This is a genomic window from Anoxybacillus tepidamans PS2 (assembly GCF_000620165.1).
Taxonomy (GTDB): Bacteria; Bacillota; Bacilli; order Bacillales; family Anoxybacillaceae; genus Anoxybacteroides; species Anoxybacteroides tepidamans_A.
This window is the reverse complement of the sequence record NZ_JHVN01000002.1, coordinates 89872-103776: the sequence shown is the minus strand read 5'-3', so window position 1 is coordinate 103776 and position 13905 is coordinate 89872. Positions and strand designations below refer to the sequence as shown.

Sequence of the window (13905 nt, the reverse complement as noted above, 5' to 3'; positions counted from 1 at the left end):
GAATCGATCTCATGCATTTATTTTTGCCAATTCCTCTTTTACTTTTGCTAAAATCGTTTGGCACTGGCTCACTAACGAAGATGGGAAGTTTTCTCCTTCGCCGTATTCAACGCCATGCGGATAATAATGTTTGCCAAGAAGCGGAGTGATGAGTTTGATTAACGCATAGCGCGAATCCACTTCGCCTTCGATCGCATAGCCTTGCACGCGAAGATAGTAGACATCGTTTTTAATCTCAAATTTGCGATCGTATGTAACTCGCTCGTAATCCCATTGACCTGCGCGCACAAATCCTAAACTTTCCATTAATTCGTCTAAGCGAGACAATTCAGCTGTTTGGTTTTCAATGCCCGTGTTTTCGAATCTCATGATATATTCCCTCCTAATATGAACCAATATCCCGATAAATAGGAAATGCTCCTTCATCTATAATAGTATGAAAGCGTTCAACTTTCAATCAATAGTTTAGTTTCGTTTCAATGACGGAAAAAATTTTGCGGAGTTCGTCATTTTTTTAAAATTTTGGTGAAACTAAAAGGCGAAAGGAGGAGAAAACAATGAAAAAAGTGTTGTTATCATTATTATGCAGCGTAACTCTGTTTGTTATTAGTGTTCCGCCAAGCGCCCATGGACAAGGGACAACGACTTATATTGTCCAACCAGGGGATAGCTTATGGAAAATAGCGGTGCGCTATCAGGTAGGACTGTCGGAAATTATTCAAGCAAACCCCCAAATTCCTAATCCTCGTTTAATTTATCCTGGTCAAAAGGTATATGTACCTGTTTTAGATGCTGTAAAACAAATCGAGAATGAAGTTGTGCGTCTAACAAATCAGCAACGGGCAAAATACGGACTGCCTCCGTTGCAACTTGATTGGGAATTGGCGCGCGTGGCCCGCTATAAATCGGCAGACATGCGCGATAAAAATTATTTTTCGCACCAATCACCAACATATGGATCGCCATTTACTATGATGAAAAATTTCGGTATTAATTATCGCACAGCAGGAGAAAATATTGCAGCCGGCCAACAGACTCCGCAGGAAGTGGTTAACGCTTGGATGAATAGCGCGGGGCATCGTGCGAATATTTTAAATAAAGATTTTACACATATCGGTGTAGGTTACGCGAAAGGCGGATCATACGGCCATTATTGGACACAAATGTTCATCGCAAAATAAAAAGAGGTGAAATAATGAAAAGAGTACGTGAAGTGATGACCACAAACGTGGACTATTGCACACCGCTTGATAATGTGTTTGAAGTGGCGGTCAAAATGCGCGATTTAAATGTCGGGGCTGTTCCTATAGTTGAAAACGGGCGGCTCATCGGAATGATTACCGATCGCGATCTAGTCGTTCGCGGAATTGCAGAGAAACGTCCGGGATCAAGCCAAGTGACTGACGTGATGAGTAAAGAAATCGTTGCAATATCACCTGATGCATCTGTTGAAGAGGCAGCCGAGCAAATGGCGAAACATCAAATTCGTCGTCTGCCCGTTATCGAAAACGACCGGCTTGTCGGTATTGTGTCGCTTGGCGATTTAGCGACATACCAATATTCGGATGAGAGCGCTGGTCGTGCATTAAGTGCTATTTCAGAACAACACCCGTTCCACTAAAAATAGAAATCCCTTTTTTATAAGGGGTTTCTGTTTTTTTTATGGACAAAGCAGGATATAATGACAGTAAAGAGATTTTGTGAAGGTGGGACGGCCTTGTGAAATGGTTTTTTCTATTTTTTCTTGTATTTATAGGCTTTTTTTATTTTTTTCCTAATCATATACCTCCATTAAGTCCTCCGCAGCCGCAAAAGGAGCATTACCTCGTCGAAAAAAAGAAAACATCCGTAATTATGAACTTAATTGGAAAAACAGAGGAGGAAGTAACAAAACAATTCGGTCAGCCGATGCGTACGGACGACTCTGCCTATGACTATAAATGGTGGATTTATAATCGGCAGCCGCAAACGTACTTGCAATTAGGAATGCTGAATGGCCGGGTTGTTACAGCTTTTATATGCGGCGAGCAAATTGATGTTGCCCCGTTTCGTATCGGCCAGCCGGTCCGAGAATTATTTGACCGTATTTCCCTCTCTCCAACAATAGAAGTATCGCTACCTACTGGCACCTACCGTTTTGAATTATCTGAGCAAGACATGACGATTCAACCGCTTGTCAGACTAAACGATATATATGCTCAACTTTACATTGATCATTTTACTGGAAGGATTTCAAGTATCCGTATCATGGATGCAAAAACACTTGTGAAACTGCGTCCGTACGAGTTGATGTATCGAGGCAAACTGCTGTCACCTCGCCCTCTGTCTTTAGAGGAGCAAAAGCGGGTGGAAATGGCGAATGCAAGGCAAATTTTTGAGATTACCAACGTCATCCGAAAGCGCTACAATGTTCCGCCGCTAAGCTGGCATGAGAAGGCAGCACAGGCAGCCTATGCGCACAGCGAAGATATGAAAGAGAACCGCTATTTTTCCCATCACTCGCCTACTTACGGTGATTTGAAAGACCGATTATTACTGGCCCACATTCCATTTCAAATAGCAGGAGAAAATATTGCAGCGCAGTATGTTGACGGAATCGCTGCTGTCGAAGGATGGTTAAACAGCAAAAGCCATCGTGATACACTATTAAGTCAGCAATTTACCCATCTTGGTGTCGGTGTGGCTGGTCAATATTATACGCAAGATTTTCTAAAGCCGTGGAAGCTGTCTGGTAAGTAGAAAATAAAAACAAATCGTTATTCCGCTGACCGTAGCAGACGATCGTTTCGCCAATTTCAAACGATGGTTTTTGCATATGTTGCATCACTGGTAATTGCATTCGCGCGATTATTTTTTCGTTTTTGCATTGAAGCAATAGATCAATTACGTAAATGTAGTAATTGTGATAATAATGTTCCGTTTTTTCTTGAACGTTGACAATCGTTCCTTTTATTACTGATTCTGCCGCCACTTTTCCGATTTGCCGCCATTTTTTGCGAATTTCTTTTTGCTCTTTTCGCGTGATGTAATAGAAATAACAAAATAAGAGCGGGATTACAACGGCTGTTACCAATACCCATTCCCTCCTTTTTTATTATTGTATCAAAAAATGGGCGCACGCCGCATTGCTCTATTCGATAGTATATGGTAGATGAGCAAAGGGAGGTAGAAGGGGTATGGAAAAACGTCTAGATCCTTCCGTGGAGCAGTTTAAACAGTTTGTAAAAAAACACCCAAAAATCATTCAAGCAGTACGTAACGGCACAAAAACGTGGAAGCAGTTTTATGAAGATTGGTATTTATTTGGCGAGGAAGACGAGATATGGGATGAGTACAAAGAAGAAGAGAAAAAACAAGCGACCAAAACGACAAACAGCCCGCTCTTTATCAATAAAATTTTATCAACGTTAAAAAACATGGATCCGAACGAAATGCAGCAGCACATTGCCAGCGTCCAACAAGCGATAGCAGCCATTCAAAGCATGATCGGGCAACTCCAAGGAATGAAGCCACCGTCTTCAACTGTTCCGAGTGAACATCATCCATTTTCGTTTCGGAAAGATTAGAGGAGTTTAAATGAGAAAAGAAGTTGTGCAATATATTCAATCAAAGAAAATGTTACAAATGTTTATCCGCGAGAAGCCGAGATGGTACCGGATATTATCTCGTGACCCAAGCAAGCTTGCATCATTTGAATTAAAGGCCCTTGAATATTACGAGCAAACATTGCCGCATAAAGTGGAAAAAGTAGCAAATTCATTAGAAATGGCATCTCTTATGCTTCATATGTTTCAGGCGATACGCGATTAATTTTTTAAAAAAAGCAAAGACTACTCCCTAAAGGAGTGTGATGTCTTTGCGAACAAAACTATTCATCGCCGCTATTTCTTTATCAGTTTTGGCAGCATGCACCAACCATAAACCAGAGCCTGAGACGATGTATGAGGCAATCCCAACGGCTTCTGCTCAAGGCGTACAAACAATACACGTCAAACATGATGTGCGCGGGAAAGATGTATTTATTGAATGCATTATAGGCAATTTTTCCTTTAAAAAGGGGACGCGACGCAAAGTAGAGGGAGAAGGACATATTGATGTGTATTTAAATGGACAAAAAATAAATGAGGTGTTTACTGCTGCTTTCATTCTAAGAGGATTACCTACTGGAAAACATAAGGTACATCTCGAACTCGTTCATAACGATGGAAGTAAATACGGTGTATCGTATGATTTTGAGGCCGATGTTTCGTAATCAAAAGTCTGACAAGGGTCAGACTGCTTTTTTTTATGCAGTATCTCGCTTTCCTTACATATTGCTGTCATGATATGATGAAAACGGAGGTGTTTATATAAAGTGATCATTGCAACGCTCGAGCGGCTCGAGATTTTAAACAAGGCCGAATCGTTGGGAAAAATGATTGCTGACTCAGAGGTAGCCGAGCGCTATCGTGATTGTTTCCAACGATTGAAACACGATCGCACAGCTCAAGAGTTGATTTCCTATTTTACCAAAATGAAGGAACGTTATGAGGAAGTGCAGCGTTTTGGAAGATATCATCCAGATTATTATACAGTGACAAAAGAGATACGCGAAGTAAAGCGAAGGCTAGATTTGCATGAAAGCGTTGCCGCCTTTAAAAAAGCGGAAAACGAATTGCAAGAATTGTTGGATGAAATTAGCGTACTTGTTGGGAAGGCGGTGTCGGTACAAGTAAAAGTGCCGACAGGAAACCCTTATTTTACTTCAATATCTAGTTGCTCGGGCGGATGTGGCGCAGGAGGGAGCTGCGGCTGCCGTACGTAATTTGTCAAAAGGGGAATGGGATTATGTTTCCGAAGCGTCAAGGAATCATTGTTTGGCTATACTCAACTAAACATAGCAAACATTTGCGGAAATTTGGAAATATTCATTATGTTTCTAAACGGCTTAAATATGTAGTGTTGTATTGCAATATGGAAGAGGCAGATCACCTTATGAAAAAAATTGCTTCTTTGCCGTTTGTTAAAAAAGTAGAGCCTTCGTACCGACCATTTTTGAAAATGGAGTTTGAGTCGAAAGGTGATAAGGAGAAAGAAAAGGATTTCCAATTAGGATATTCCATAGAATAAAGCTGACTTTCATTTGAAAGTCAGCTTTATTGATGTAGCGGGAAGCATTTTTCGTTTCTCATTGCAATGGAGGGATAAAGCGGTTCATGCGCATAATTCCGATTAAATGCTGATAATATAGTTCACGCTCGGCGAAAAATGTTGACGGCTTAACCTCTAAATGAATAATTTCCAAATTAAGTTCTTTTGCGAGATCAGCAAATAATTCGTATCGTTTGTTCGGTTTGACTGAAGGATTCGGAATTCCCTCGCGGCAAATATATAAAGGCTGAAATTCTCCTGGATCAGTCGGATGAAGAACAACGACACAAGACGTTACAGCTTGGCCATTTTTAACGGTATGAAAAGCAAAAAGGCCAGATAAACGGTGGCGATTTGCTTTAGCTAACTCAACTAACTCGTAAATATCGGAGTATCCTTCCCCAAGTTCAATAAATCGTTGAATCATGTGCAATACCCCCTTTTTCTTTTTCTTCAATTTACTACTTTATCATTGTTTCTGAAAAAGATAAACAAATTTCGACATTTTTATACAAATGGTGTATATTTTTTGATATCTTTATTTGTAAGAAGTGAGTTAAATGAGGGATTGCACCATGATACGAACGGCTATTTTGATGATGGTTCTTTTTTTAGGCATAAGCGGCGGAACTGTATATATGCAATGGCATGACTACGAACAGAGCGACAGCCAAAGCGATGAGATCCCATTAGTGCATATGATTGATATTCGCCGTACCGGAACCGTTTTGGAAATTACGCAAACGGTTGAAGGGACTCTTAATCCATCATATGAAATTATAATACCGATTGGGGCTAAGCATTTGAATTATACAGTTGGTAAGAAACAGCAAACACTCAAGTATGGACAAGATGGAAAAACTTCTGTTAAAACAAATGGACAAGATCGTCTTGTTTTTCAATATACAATTCCACTGCCACAAACGAAGACGATTTGGCTTGAGAACTGGTCCGTCGTATTGTTAGCCAAGCAGCCTCAACAATTTCACGTGCAGCTTGTCGATTATGCGACGAGAAACGGAATGTGGATTGCGGGTGCTCCGCTAGAAGAAAGGATAAAAAAAGAAAGGTTTACCATTTATTCTTGGTCGCAAACTAAGTTGTTGTCGTTTCCTCTTTACTTTCAGCCGGGAGAGCTGCCAAAAAGGGTATATAAGCATATCGAAGTGTACGGACGTGATAAAGCAGATCTTAAGCCGATAAAAGGGATGGACACTCCGTCAATAACAATTGTGCGGTCGCTATGGAATGATCGGCATGTATCACCAACACTCATTGTTGTGCCGGAAAAAAACTCTCTTTCTTCGATAGAAACAGAGCTTAGGCGTGCATACTATGCTTCTTATTTTTGGCCGAGTGGTGCAATCAACAAGTGGGTAGGCGATTTATTAACCGCACTCATCTTTCAAAAACAAGCGGTAACCCCTCAAGCAAAAATGGCGATGGAACAAATTCAAAAAAACTTGACAAAGGAGGAGCAGGATATATTCCTATCTTCTGTTTTACAAAATAAAGGAGAGATGCTCACACCAGCCTTGCTTGATGCGGCTTTATCGGAAGTTCATAAGGGGACTACAACATATTTTACAGAATTATCAAAAACGAAAAGACCGCACACTCTCGTTTTTACGAATGAAGGCGGGGTTTATGTGAATAACAGACTATTAAAAGGTGTGAAATCGATTTTGCGAAACGGGGAGATTCTTTTACCATTTACAGAAACGATGAGGCATTTAGGGTATCGTGTAAAACAGTCGGGAGAGGCGGTGTTTATTGAAAAAGATCACAATAATTGGCGTTTTTTTGTCAATTCTCCAGTATATATGCAAGGAAATGATCGCTTTGGGGAAGGTTCTGTTATTATTTATGATATTAACGGCTCGCTATACATGAGCACAGATATGATACAGCGTTGGTTTTCTGTCCAGGTGTGGACAAACGATCGCGATATTTATGTTAAAGAAGCTTCGTAAATCTAAGAGTTAAAAATGTTTTGTGAAGGTAATGATGAGTTAATTTGCTGTGAACAGGTGTGTGAATTATCCAATCATAATCAATTGATATCGCTCTACACTTAGCTTTTCTGCCGTAGTCGGCGAAGCTCTTGCTTTGCCGACTGGGCATACTATAGGCATGCCCTCCTCGAACAGCGAACGCTTTGCGGGCAAATTCATTTGCCCGCTGGCGTTCCTGTTCGAGGGAAGAGGCAGAAAAGCTTGTGTTTAGCTGTATCATTGTATTTTTTGGTAAAATAATGGATCATCAACACTTTTGACTTCGCTATTCATAAAAAAAGTCCCTGCAGTTTCCTGCAGGGGCCTTTGATGCTTACCCGTTCCTTGCGCATCGAAAAGGAGCTGGTAAGCCAAAGGAAAAGGGAGAGGAGAAACCGGAGGAAGAACTTATGGGGAAACGTAAGTCTTCTCCGTGGTTGGCAACAACATCCATATGGACGTTGCCATTAATCATTATGACCAATGCTTGAATTTGTATACATGCTTTCCGAAAAACCTTTGTCAAAAAACGACTTGAAACGGCAAAGTGTGGTATTATCAATAAGTTTATGATAGCATAGGAATGGTAAAACGTTTAAAAACGTGGTGAAACATAATGAGAGTTATTTCGGGGAAATGTAAAGGAAGACCATTGCAAGCGGTTCCAGGCATGTCAACAAGACCGACAACAGATAAAGTGAAAGAAGCAATTTTTAATATGGTTGGTCCTTACTTTTTTGGAGGGATGGGCCTCGATTTATTTGGCGGAAGCGGCGGTCTAGGTATTGAGGCACTAAGCCGCGGGTTGGATCGTATGATTTTTGTTGATCACGACTTTAAAGCCGTTCAGACGATCCGCCAAAACATAAAAACGTGCGGGTTAACAGACCAAGCGGAAATATACCGGAACGATGCTGAACGAGCATTAAAAGCGATTGTAAAACGAAAGCTCCAATTCCGTCTCATTTTTCTCGATCCGCCTTATCGAAAGCAAAAGTTGCAACAATTGATTTCTTTTATAGATGAACAAATGCTGCTTGAAAGAGATGGACATGTAGTTGCGGAGCATGCGCACGACATTGAACTCCCTCCCCAAATAGGAAATTTAGCGCGCGTCAAACACGAAATTTATGGGATTACTGCCGTGTCTATTTATGCATATGTAGAGAAAGGAGAATAGAATAAATGGCGAGCATTGCGGTTTGCCCGGGCAGTTTTGATCCGGTCACATATGGGCATCTAGATATTATTCGGCGCGGTGCAAAAGTTTTTGATCAAGTGTATGTTGCTGTTCTAAATAACTCATCGAAAAAGCCCCTATTTTCGGTAGAAGAAAGAATGGAGCTCTTAAGGGAAGTAGTAAAACCGTTTCCAAACGTCGTTGTTGAATCGTTTAACGGTCTTCTCGTTGACTATGCGCGCAGTAAAAACGCCAATACCATTTTGCGAGGATTGCGCGCTGTATCGGACTTTGAGTACGAAATGCAAATCACATCAATGAACCGCGTATTAGATGAGAACATTGAAACTTTTTTTATGATGACAAATAGCCAATATGCATTTTTAAGTTCTAGCATTGTCAAAGAAGTGGCGAGATATAACGGAAATATTTCTGAACTTGTGCCGCCTGTTGTTGAAGAAGCGCTTCGTAAAAAATTTGCGCCTTCTGTGCCAAAGCAATAATAAACGCAAAATAAGCTGACTGAACAGGAAAAAGCCCTCGTTTCAGTCAGCCTCTTTATTATTTAGTTTAGGAAAAAGCAACAATATATATAGGCATAGTGATAACAAGGTAACAATAGGCCCGTATGCACTCAAAAATTTATAATAACTTGCTGCCCATGAAGAAGCATGTTCTGTTAGAAATACTGGAATGGCGCCTTTTGTTTCATGAGTCGATTGCCACCGGACATAAAGCGGATCCCATAAAATGTAAGTGAAAAGGGCAGCAAAACAACCGTGAAAAATTCGCGCTATGAAAAAAGGCTGAAATCGAATATTAGCTTCTGCAAGAATACTTGCTACTTGAGCTTGTACGGAAAAGCCGCCGAAGGACAAAATAAAGCTTGTTACGATGGCTTTTTCTAAAAGATCTGCCTGCTCAACTTGGCTGATCATTTGGCTGCCGAGCGTAATTTCAAATAAACCGGAAATAAACGGGATGCCTAGCTCTTTCGGAAGCTGAAGCAGGTGAAGCACGTATTGGAACAAGAAAGCGATATGCTCAGTAATATGGATCATATATAACAGTTTATTAATAACAGAGAAAAGGATAATAAATCCGCCAATCATTAATAATGTTTGAATGGAAGAACGGACGGCATCCCCCAACAATTTTCCTAGCGGCTGTTCATTATTAAGACGTGTTTTATGTAAAATGCGAAAGGCGCGGCGAATGGAAAAAGGGGGACGTTTGACAGGCTTAGAATGTCGTTCTTCCGTTTTTCGATAAAATCGCATCATCAAGCCGACAAACACATTACCGATATAATGGGATAGTGCAAAAACCATCCCGAGCCGAGGATTATGAAAAAATCCGATCGACACCGCGCCAAAAATAAATAGAGGATTGGACGCATTTGTAAATGAGGAAAGGCGTTCTGCTTCGATCGTCGATATTTGCTTTTCTTGATACAGGCGGGCCGTAAGTTTGGCTCCAGACGGATAACCGGATGCCATTCCCATTGCCCAAACAAATCCCCCGACACCAGGAACGTTAAATAACGGGCGCATAAGCGGCTCCAACAGCACACCAAGCAAATGAACAACTCCGAAGCTGATCAACAGCTCAGAAACGATAAAGAAAGGCAATAGCGATGGAAAAACGACTTCCCACCACATATTTAAACCGCGAATCGAAGCCTCGAGCGATTGTTGCGGATAGCAAATAAGAGACAAGGCAAAAACGGTGACGGATAAAGCCAAAAGAAGCGTATACGCCTTTGCTTTCATATATGTGTCGCCTCCTTAGTACGGCGTTTGTTCACATCTTTTCTCTCCTTTCATTTTGATGTCGTGTACAACCTCATGTAGTTTAATATACGAGTATAGGCAATCGTTTTAGACCATAAGAATGAAAGAAAGGGGGGAAAGGGATGGAGCCGAAAATTGGTTTAGCCCTTGGTGCCGGAGGGGCTAGGGGGTTTGCCCATTTAGGGGTCATTAAAGTGCTTGAGGAAGAACGGATTCCGATTGATTACATAGCGGGAAGTAGCATGGGGGCTCTTGTTGCGGCGCTATATGCAACTGGTTTAGGAAGCGATCGTTTGTATCGGTTAGCGAGAGCTTTTAGGCGCAATGATTTCATTGATATCACTATTCCGAAAATGGGGTTGATTTCCGGGAAAAAAATAAAGGAATTTATTCGCCTCGTAACAAAAGGCAAAAAAATCGAGGAGCTGCAAATTCCTATTGCTCTTGTTGCAACCGATTTGCAAAGATGTGAAAAAGTCGTTTTTTCTAGCGGCGATGTCGCTGATGCGGTACGCGCGAGCATTTCCATTCCCGGAATTTTTGTTCCCGAGGTAATAGGTGGCCGCATGCTTGTCGATGGAGGCGTGATTGATCGCATTCCGGTCTCGGTAGCGCGTGAGATGGGGGCGGATATTGTCATCGGTGTAGATGTTTCGCACGTAAAAGTGAATGAAGAAATTAGCTCTATTTTTGATGTGATTTTGCAAAGTCTTGACATTTTGCAAGACGAGCTCGTTCGCTACCGCGAAATTGTTTCTGACATCATGATTCGACCGCGGGTTGAGCAATACAATTCTCGTGCGTTTACTCATACGGAAGAAATCATTAAGATAGGGGAAGAGGAAGCGCGCAAACAACTGCCTAAAATCCATCAAGCAATCGAGAAATGGAAGGAGCAGCATTTATGAAGAAACGAGCCTATATGATTACATTTTTGCTTGGGGTCGTCGTCAGTTTTCTTTTTATTTTTGTACAGCTGCCGTATTATGTTACGATGCCTGGGACAGCGCAAAAGCTAGAGCCGCTCGTTCATGTAGAGAATGGAGATAAGGATCAAGGAACGCTAATGTTGACAACAGTGCGAATGGGAAGGGCGAACGTAGCATCGTATTTGCTTGCCCATATTCGTTCTTATTATGAACTGTACCCAATGAAAGACATTAAACAAGAAGGAGAAACCGACGAAGAATATACGATCCGTCAGCTGCATCTCATGGAGGAGTCTAAAGAGGCCGCAATTGTTGTAGCATATAAAAACGCCCACAAACCGTTGTCATACCGACCGCATGGTGTTTACGTTATGGGAGTGGTGCCCGGGATGCCAGCGGAGCGCATTTTACAAGTAGGGGATCGAATTGTCGGTATTGATGGAAAGAAAGTTGAGACAGCAGAACAGCTCATTCAATATGTCCGACAAAAGAGAAAGGGGGAGCGGGTAGCGATTACATGGATAAGAGGCGAAAAAGAAAAGACGTCCTTTCTTACTTTAGCTTCGTTTCCTCAATCTCCGAAACAGGTCGGTCTCGGCATTTCACCAATGACTGATTATAATATCGTGACGAATCCGCCTGTTCGTATTGACTCGGAGAAAATTGGCGGACCGTCCGCTGGACTTATGTTTTCTTTAGAGATCTATAATCAGTTAGTACCGGAAGATATTACGAAAGGACATAAAATTGCCGGGACGGGCACCATTAATATGAAAGGGGAAGTCGGACCGATCGGTGGAATTTCGCAAAAAGTTGTTGCGGCCAACGAGGCGGGAGCGGACATTTTCTTCGCTCCGAACGAAAAAGGGGCGAAAAACTCGAATTATCGTGAAGCGTTAAAAACGGCCAAAAAAATTGGAACAACCATGAAGATTGTTCCAGTGGATACATTTGCGGATGCGCTTCGCTATTTGCAAAAACTTAAATAGATTGGCGGGGTCGCATATTCTTCTTTCATCATTTTGATGCGCAGCGCTTCAGGAAAAATAGCGGCATAGGCAGCTGTCGCTTTTTTTTCTTGCGCATATATAGGATGCGATTGCAAGCGGGACATCGTTGTAGCAACCGGCAATGGCAGATGTTTTTTGACCGACTGCAAATAACGTTGTCCGTTGCCGCTCATGCCAAGAAGACGAATGTAAGACGGTTTTTTCATCGCTTTCATTTGTTCCTTCGTAAAGTTCGTTAAAATATGCGCACATGCTCTTTGCAACCTGGTCCATGTATACCGCCTTGTTTTGAGTGCTTGCATGAATTGCGCGAACGTTTCTGCCTGTATAATGGTTGCTTTGAATCGATGCTCGAGCCCTTCGTCGATGTTGGCAATGCGCTGCAATTCGCTCTCTTCGCTAATCATAATTCGATATTTTAGTAAAGGGAAATAATGTTCCCAATGATGGAATGTGCCGTATGTTGAATAATATTGTTTCAGTGCATGCTTTGTATATGAAGGGATGTATCGTGAAATATCATTTAATTGTTCAGCTGATCCATTCAGCATCTTTCGCAGGCTTGTCGCACTAGCGATCGACGGGTGGGAAACCGTTTCGTCGTGATACCCAGCGGCGATGCGACGAATTGTTCGCGGAACGATAGAGCTTTGTTGCTCTACAATTGCCTTGACATAGGAAAAACCAAGAATGTTATTAGGTTGGGTTAAGTCGACACCATCGATTTGCAGTTGTTTCCACGTGTCAGTAATCGCTTGCGGATAGCTCACTCCAGTCTTTATCGCTTTCTGAATATGCGCATTGTATTGTTGCTCGTGTTTTTGCACGGCATGCACGGCCGCGATAAACGGTTCAATTTCGCCATGTTCGCTGCCAAAGCAAAGTTCGGTGCAACGAAGCGCATCAAGCAAAGCCACCGCTCCGCTTGCGAACATTTCTGCCGATTGCACACTAAACGCATAAGGCAGCTCGATCACAAGGTCCACGCCTGCTGAAAGAGCCATCTTTGTCCGCGCCCATTTAGAAACGAGCGCTGGTTCACCTCTTTGAAGAAAGTTTCCGCTCATGACGGCAATGATACAATCTGCGCCCGTCTGTTTTCTCGTTTCTTGTAAATGATACAGATGTCCATTGTGAAACGGATTATATTCTACAACGATTCCGACCGCTTTCATTTTTTCTCCCCATTTTCGATTTTGTATTTTTATTGGAAAAGTGATAAATTGTATGTAAGCTGACAATCATTATACTGTAAAGAAAAAATATTGACAAACGAGAAAACGAAACGTATAATTTTCTTTGTTGCCTTGAGGTGATTTTTATGAAATGGTCTATTCACCAGCTTCATCAGCTGCAAGCAAAAGGACTTGTTATTGATGAGACAGTAGATCTTTCCGATTTGAAGCAAATTGATCGTTCAATCCGCGATATTTCACCTGTTCGTGTAACAGGAAGAGCGGATATCGGTGCGACTAAATTCACGTTTCATTTAACGATTGAAGGTACGATGGTGTTGCCTTGTTCCCGGACGCTTGTTGACGTATCCTATCCGTTTACAGTTCAGACAACGGAAACGTTTTTTTTGAACGACTATGACGTCAATAACGATGAGGATACGCACCTCGTTCAAGGAGATGCGATTGATTTATTGCCTATTGTAAAAGAACTCGTTCTTCTTGAAGTTCCGATGCAAGTGTTTTGTGAAGCGGATGGGCAAGAAGGGGCGCCGCAGTCAGGGGCTGGCTGGGAGGTCATTACTGAAGAGCAGGCAAAAAATAAAATTGACCCTCGCCTAGCTGGATTAGCAAAATTTTTTGATAAAGATAAAAAGGAAGAGTAAGCGAAGAACCGGCATGATCCGGCCTTCAT

General features: G+C 41.8%; 19 protein-coding genes. 14 read left to right on the top strand and 5 right to left on the bottom strand.

Features of this window, described 5'->3' with window-relative positions; translation table 11 throughout:
- Positions 1-9: 9 nt before the first annotated feature.
- Positions 10-369 (bottom strand): YugN family protein, encoded by a 360-nt coding sequence (locus N667_RS0103310; RefSeq protein ID WP_027408257.1) that lies wholly within the window; start codon positions 367-369, stop codon positions 10-12.
- A 188-nt stretch (positions 370-557) separates the two neighbouring features.
- On the opposite strand from N667_RS0103310, the gene safA reads away from it, so the two are divergent.
- The 3 genes from safA to N667_RS0103295 all read left to right on the top strand — a co-directional run bounded on the left by safA (position 558) and on the right by N667_RS0103295 (position 2739).
- Positions 558-1181 (top strand): SafA/ExsA family spore coat assembly protein, encoded by a 624-nt coding sequence (safA, locus tag N667_RS0103305; RefSeq protein WP_027408256.1) that lies wholly within the window; start codon positions 558-560, stop codon positions 1179-1181.
- A gap of 14 nt (positions 1182-1195) precedes the next feature.
- Positions 1196-1621, top strand: coding sequence for a CBS domain-containing protein (locus tag N667_RS0103300; protein WP_027408255.1), 426 nt, complete (start codon positions 1196-1198; stop codon positions 1619-1621).
- 98 nt (positions 1622-1719) lie between these two features.
- Positions 1720-2739: a CAP domain-containing protein gene (locus N667_RS0103295; RefSeq protein ID WP_027408254.1), complete on the top strand. Its 1020-nt coding sequence runs from the start codon at positions 1720-1722 to the stop codon at positions 2737-2739.
- On the opposite strand, the gene N667_RS19040 is transcribed toward N667_RS0103295, so the two are convergent.
- The gene (locus N667_RS19040; protein ID WP_051529933.1) at positions 2660-3073 is read right to left on the bottom strand and encodes a hypothetical protein; all 414 of its coding nucleotides are present in this window, start codon (positions 3071-3073) and stop codon (positions 2660-2662) included. The genes N667_RS0103295 and N667_RS19040 overlap by 80 nt on opposite strands.
- Before the next feature lie 103 nt (positions 3074-3176).
- Here N667_RS19040 and N667_RS0103285 point away from each other — a divergent pair, with 103 nt between their 5' ends.
- From N667_RS0103285 to N667_RS0103265, 5 genes are all read left to right on the top strand, one after another.
- Complete coding sequence (locus tag N667_RS0103285) at positions 3177-3566, top strand: YlbD family protein (protein ID WP_027408253.1); 390 nt, start codon at positions 3177-3179, stop codon at positions 3564-3566.
- Between the two features lie 10 nt (positions 3567-3576).
- Positions 3577-3810, top strand: a complete 234-nt coding sequence (locus tag N667_RS0103280) for a YlbE-like family protein (RefSeq protein WP_027408252.1) — start codon at positions 3577-3579, stop codon at positions 3808-3810.
- Positions 3811-3850: 40 nt separating this feature from the next.
- Positions 3851-4252 (top strand): hypothetical protein, encoded by a 402-nt coding sequence (locus tag N667_RS0103275; RefSeq protein ID WP_027408251.1) that lies wholly within the window; start codon positions 3851-3853, stop codon positions 4250-4252.
- A 102-nt stretch (positions 4253-4354) separates the two neighbouring features.
- On the top strand, positions 4355-4804 hold the full coding sequence (locus tag N667_RS0103270) for a YlbF family regulator (protein WP_027408250.1): 450 nt from the start codon (positions 4355-4357) through the stop codon (positions 4802-4804).
- A 23-nt stretch (positions 4805-4827) separates the two neighbouring features.
- Entirely contained in the window at positions 4828-5109 is a 282-nt protein-coding gene (locus tag N667_RS0103265; RefSeq protein WP_027408249.1) for a YlbG family protein, read from the top strand.
- Between the two features lie 58 nt (positions 5110-5167).
- Here the strand turns inward: N667_RS0103265 and N667_RS0103260 are convergent, their stop codons facing one another.
- Positions 5168-5557, bottom strand: a complete 390-nt coding sequence (locus tag N667_RS0103260) for a hypothetical protein (RefSeq protein WP_027408248.1) — start codon at positions 5555-5557, stop codon at positions 5168-5170.
- A gap of 148 nt (positions 5558-5705) precedes the next feature.
- Between N667_RS0103260 and N667_RS0103255 the strand changes: the two genes are divergently transcribed.
- The 3 genes from N667_RS0103255 to coaD all read left to right on the top strand — a co-directional run bounded on the left by N667_RS0103255 (position 5706) and on the right by coaD (position 8807).
- Complete coding sequence (locus N667_RS0103255) at positions 5706-7103, top strand: hypothetical protein (protein WP_027408247.1); 1398 nt, start codon at positions 5706-5708, stop codon at positions 7101-7103.
- Positions 7104-7740: 637 nt separating this feature from the next.
- On the top strand, positions 7741-8304 hold the full coding sequence (gene rsmD, locus N667_RS0103250) for a 16S rRNA (guanine(966)-N(2))-methyltransferase RsmD (protein WP_027408246.1): 564 nt from the start codon (positions 7741-7743) through the stop codon (positions 8302-8304).
- Between the two features lie 5 nt (positions 8305-8309).
- The gene (gene coaD, locus N667_RS0103245) at positions 8310-8807 is read left to right on the top strand and encodes a pantetheine-phosphate adenylyltransferase (RefSeq protein ID WP_027408245.1); all 498 of its coding nucleotides are present in this window, start codon (positions 8310-8312) and stop codon (positions 8805-8807) included.
- Between the two features lie 42 nt (positions 8808-8849).
- Here coaD and ylbJ read toward each other — a convergent pair whose 3' ends face one another.
- Positions 8850-10076, bottom strand: a complete 1227-nt coding sequence (gene ylbJ, locus N667_RS0103240) for a sporulation integral membrane protein YlbJ (RefSeq protein ID WP_027408244.1) — start codon at positions 10074-10076, stop codon at positions 8850-8852.
- 143 nt (positions 10077-10219) lie between these two features.
- Here ylbJ and N667_RS0103235 point away from each other — a divergent pair, with 143 nt between their 5' ends.
- Positions 10220-11005 carry a patatin-like phospholipase family protein gene (locus N667_RS0103235; RefSeq protein ID WP_027408243.1) on the top strand — a complete coding sequence of 262 codons (786 nt, stop codon included), beginning with the start codon at positions 10220-10222 and terminating at the stop codon, positions 11003-11005.
- The gene (locus N667_RS0103230) at positions 11002-12015 is read left to right on the top strand and encodes a SepM family pheromone-processing serine protease (protein WP_027408242.1); all 1014 of its coding nucleotides are present in this window, start codon (positions 11002-11004) and stop codon (positions 12013-12015) included. The genes N667_RS0103235 and N667_RS0103230 overlap by 4 nt, the downstream gene beginning before the upstream one ends.
- Here N667_RS0103230 and N667_RS0103225 read toward each other — a convergent pair.
- Positions 11994-13211, bottom strand: coding sequence for a nucleotidyltransferase (locus tag N667_RS0103225; protein ID WP_027408241.1), 1218 nt, complete (start codon positions 13209-13211; stop codon positions 11994-11996). The two genes, N667_RS0103230 and N667_RS0103225, sit on opposite strands and share 22 nt — an antisense overlap.
- 146 nt (positions 13212-13357) lie before the next feature.
- Here N667_RS0103225 and N667_RS0103220 point away from each other — a divergent pair, with 146 nt between their 5' ends.
- A complete protein-coding gene (locus N667_RS0103220) occupies positions 13358-13876 on the top strand; it encodes a YceD family protein (RefSeq protein WP_027408240.1) in 519 nt (172 codons plus the stop codon).
- Positions 13877-13905 lie beyond the last annotated feature (29 nt).

Coding starts and splice junctions, on each gene's coding strand:
- N667_RS0103310 (WP_027408257.1), bottom strand. CDS start 369: ATGAGATTCGAAAACACGGGCATTGAAAACCAAACAGCTGAATTGTCT.
- safA (WP_027408256.1), top strand. CDS start 558: ATGAAAAAAGTGTTGTTATCATTATTATGCAGCGTAACTCTGTTTGTT.
- N667_RS0103300 (WP_027408255.1), top strand. CDS start 1,196: ATGAAAAGAGTACGTGAAGTGATGACCACAAACGTGGACTATTGCACA.
- N667_RS0103285 (WP_027408253.1), top strand. CDS start 3,177: ATGGAAAAACGTCTAGATCCTTCCGTGGAGCAGTTTAAACAGTTTGTA.
- N667_RS0103280 (WP_027408252.1), top strand. CDS start 3,577: ATGAGAAAAGAAGTTGTGCAATATATTCAATCAAAGAAAATGTTACAA.
- N667_RS0103275 (WP_027408251.1), top strand. CDS start 3,851: ATGTCTTTGCGAACAAAACTATTCATCGCCGCTATTTCTTTATCAGTT.
- N667_RS0103265 (WP_027408249.1), top strand. CDS start 4,828: ATGTTTCCGAAGCGTCAAGGAATCATTGTTTGGCTATACTCAACTAAA.
- N667_RS0103260 (WP_027408248.1), bottom strand. CDS start 5,557: ATGATTCAACGATTTATTGAACTTGGGGAAGGATACTCCGATATTTAC.
- N667_RS0103255 (WP_027408247.1), top strand. CDS start 5,706: ATGATACGAACGGCTATTTTGATGATGGTTCTTTTTTTAGGCATAAGC.
- rsmD (WP_027408246.1), top strand. CDS start 7,741: ATGAGAGTTATTTCGGGGAAATGTAAAGGAAGACCATTGCAAGCGGTT.
- coaD (WP_027408245.1), top strand. CDS start 8,310: ATGGCGAGCATTGCGGTTTGCCCGGGCAGTTTTGATCCGGTCACATAT.
- ylbJ (WP_027408244.1), bottom strand. CDS start 10,076: ATGAAAGCAAAGGCGTATACGCTTCTTTTGGCTTTATCCGTCACCGTT.
- N667_RS0103235 (WP_027408243.1), top strand. CDS start 10,220: ATGGAGCCGAAAATTGGTTTAGCCCTTGGTGCCGGAGGGGCTAGGGGG.
- N667_RS0103230 (WP_027408242.1), top strand. CDS start 11,002: ATGAAGAAACGAGCCTATATGATTACATTTTTGCTTGGGGTCGTCGTC.
- N667_RS0103225 (WP_027408241.1), bottom strand. CDS start 13,211: ATGAAAGCGGTCGGAATCGTTGTAGAATATAATCCGTTTCACAATGGA.
- N667_RS0103220 (WP_027408240.1), top strand. CDS start 13,358: ATGAAATGGTCTATTCACCAGCTTCATCAGCTGCAAGCAAAAGGACTT.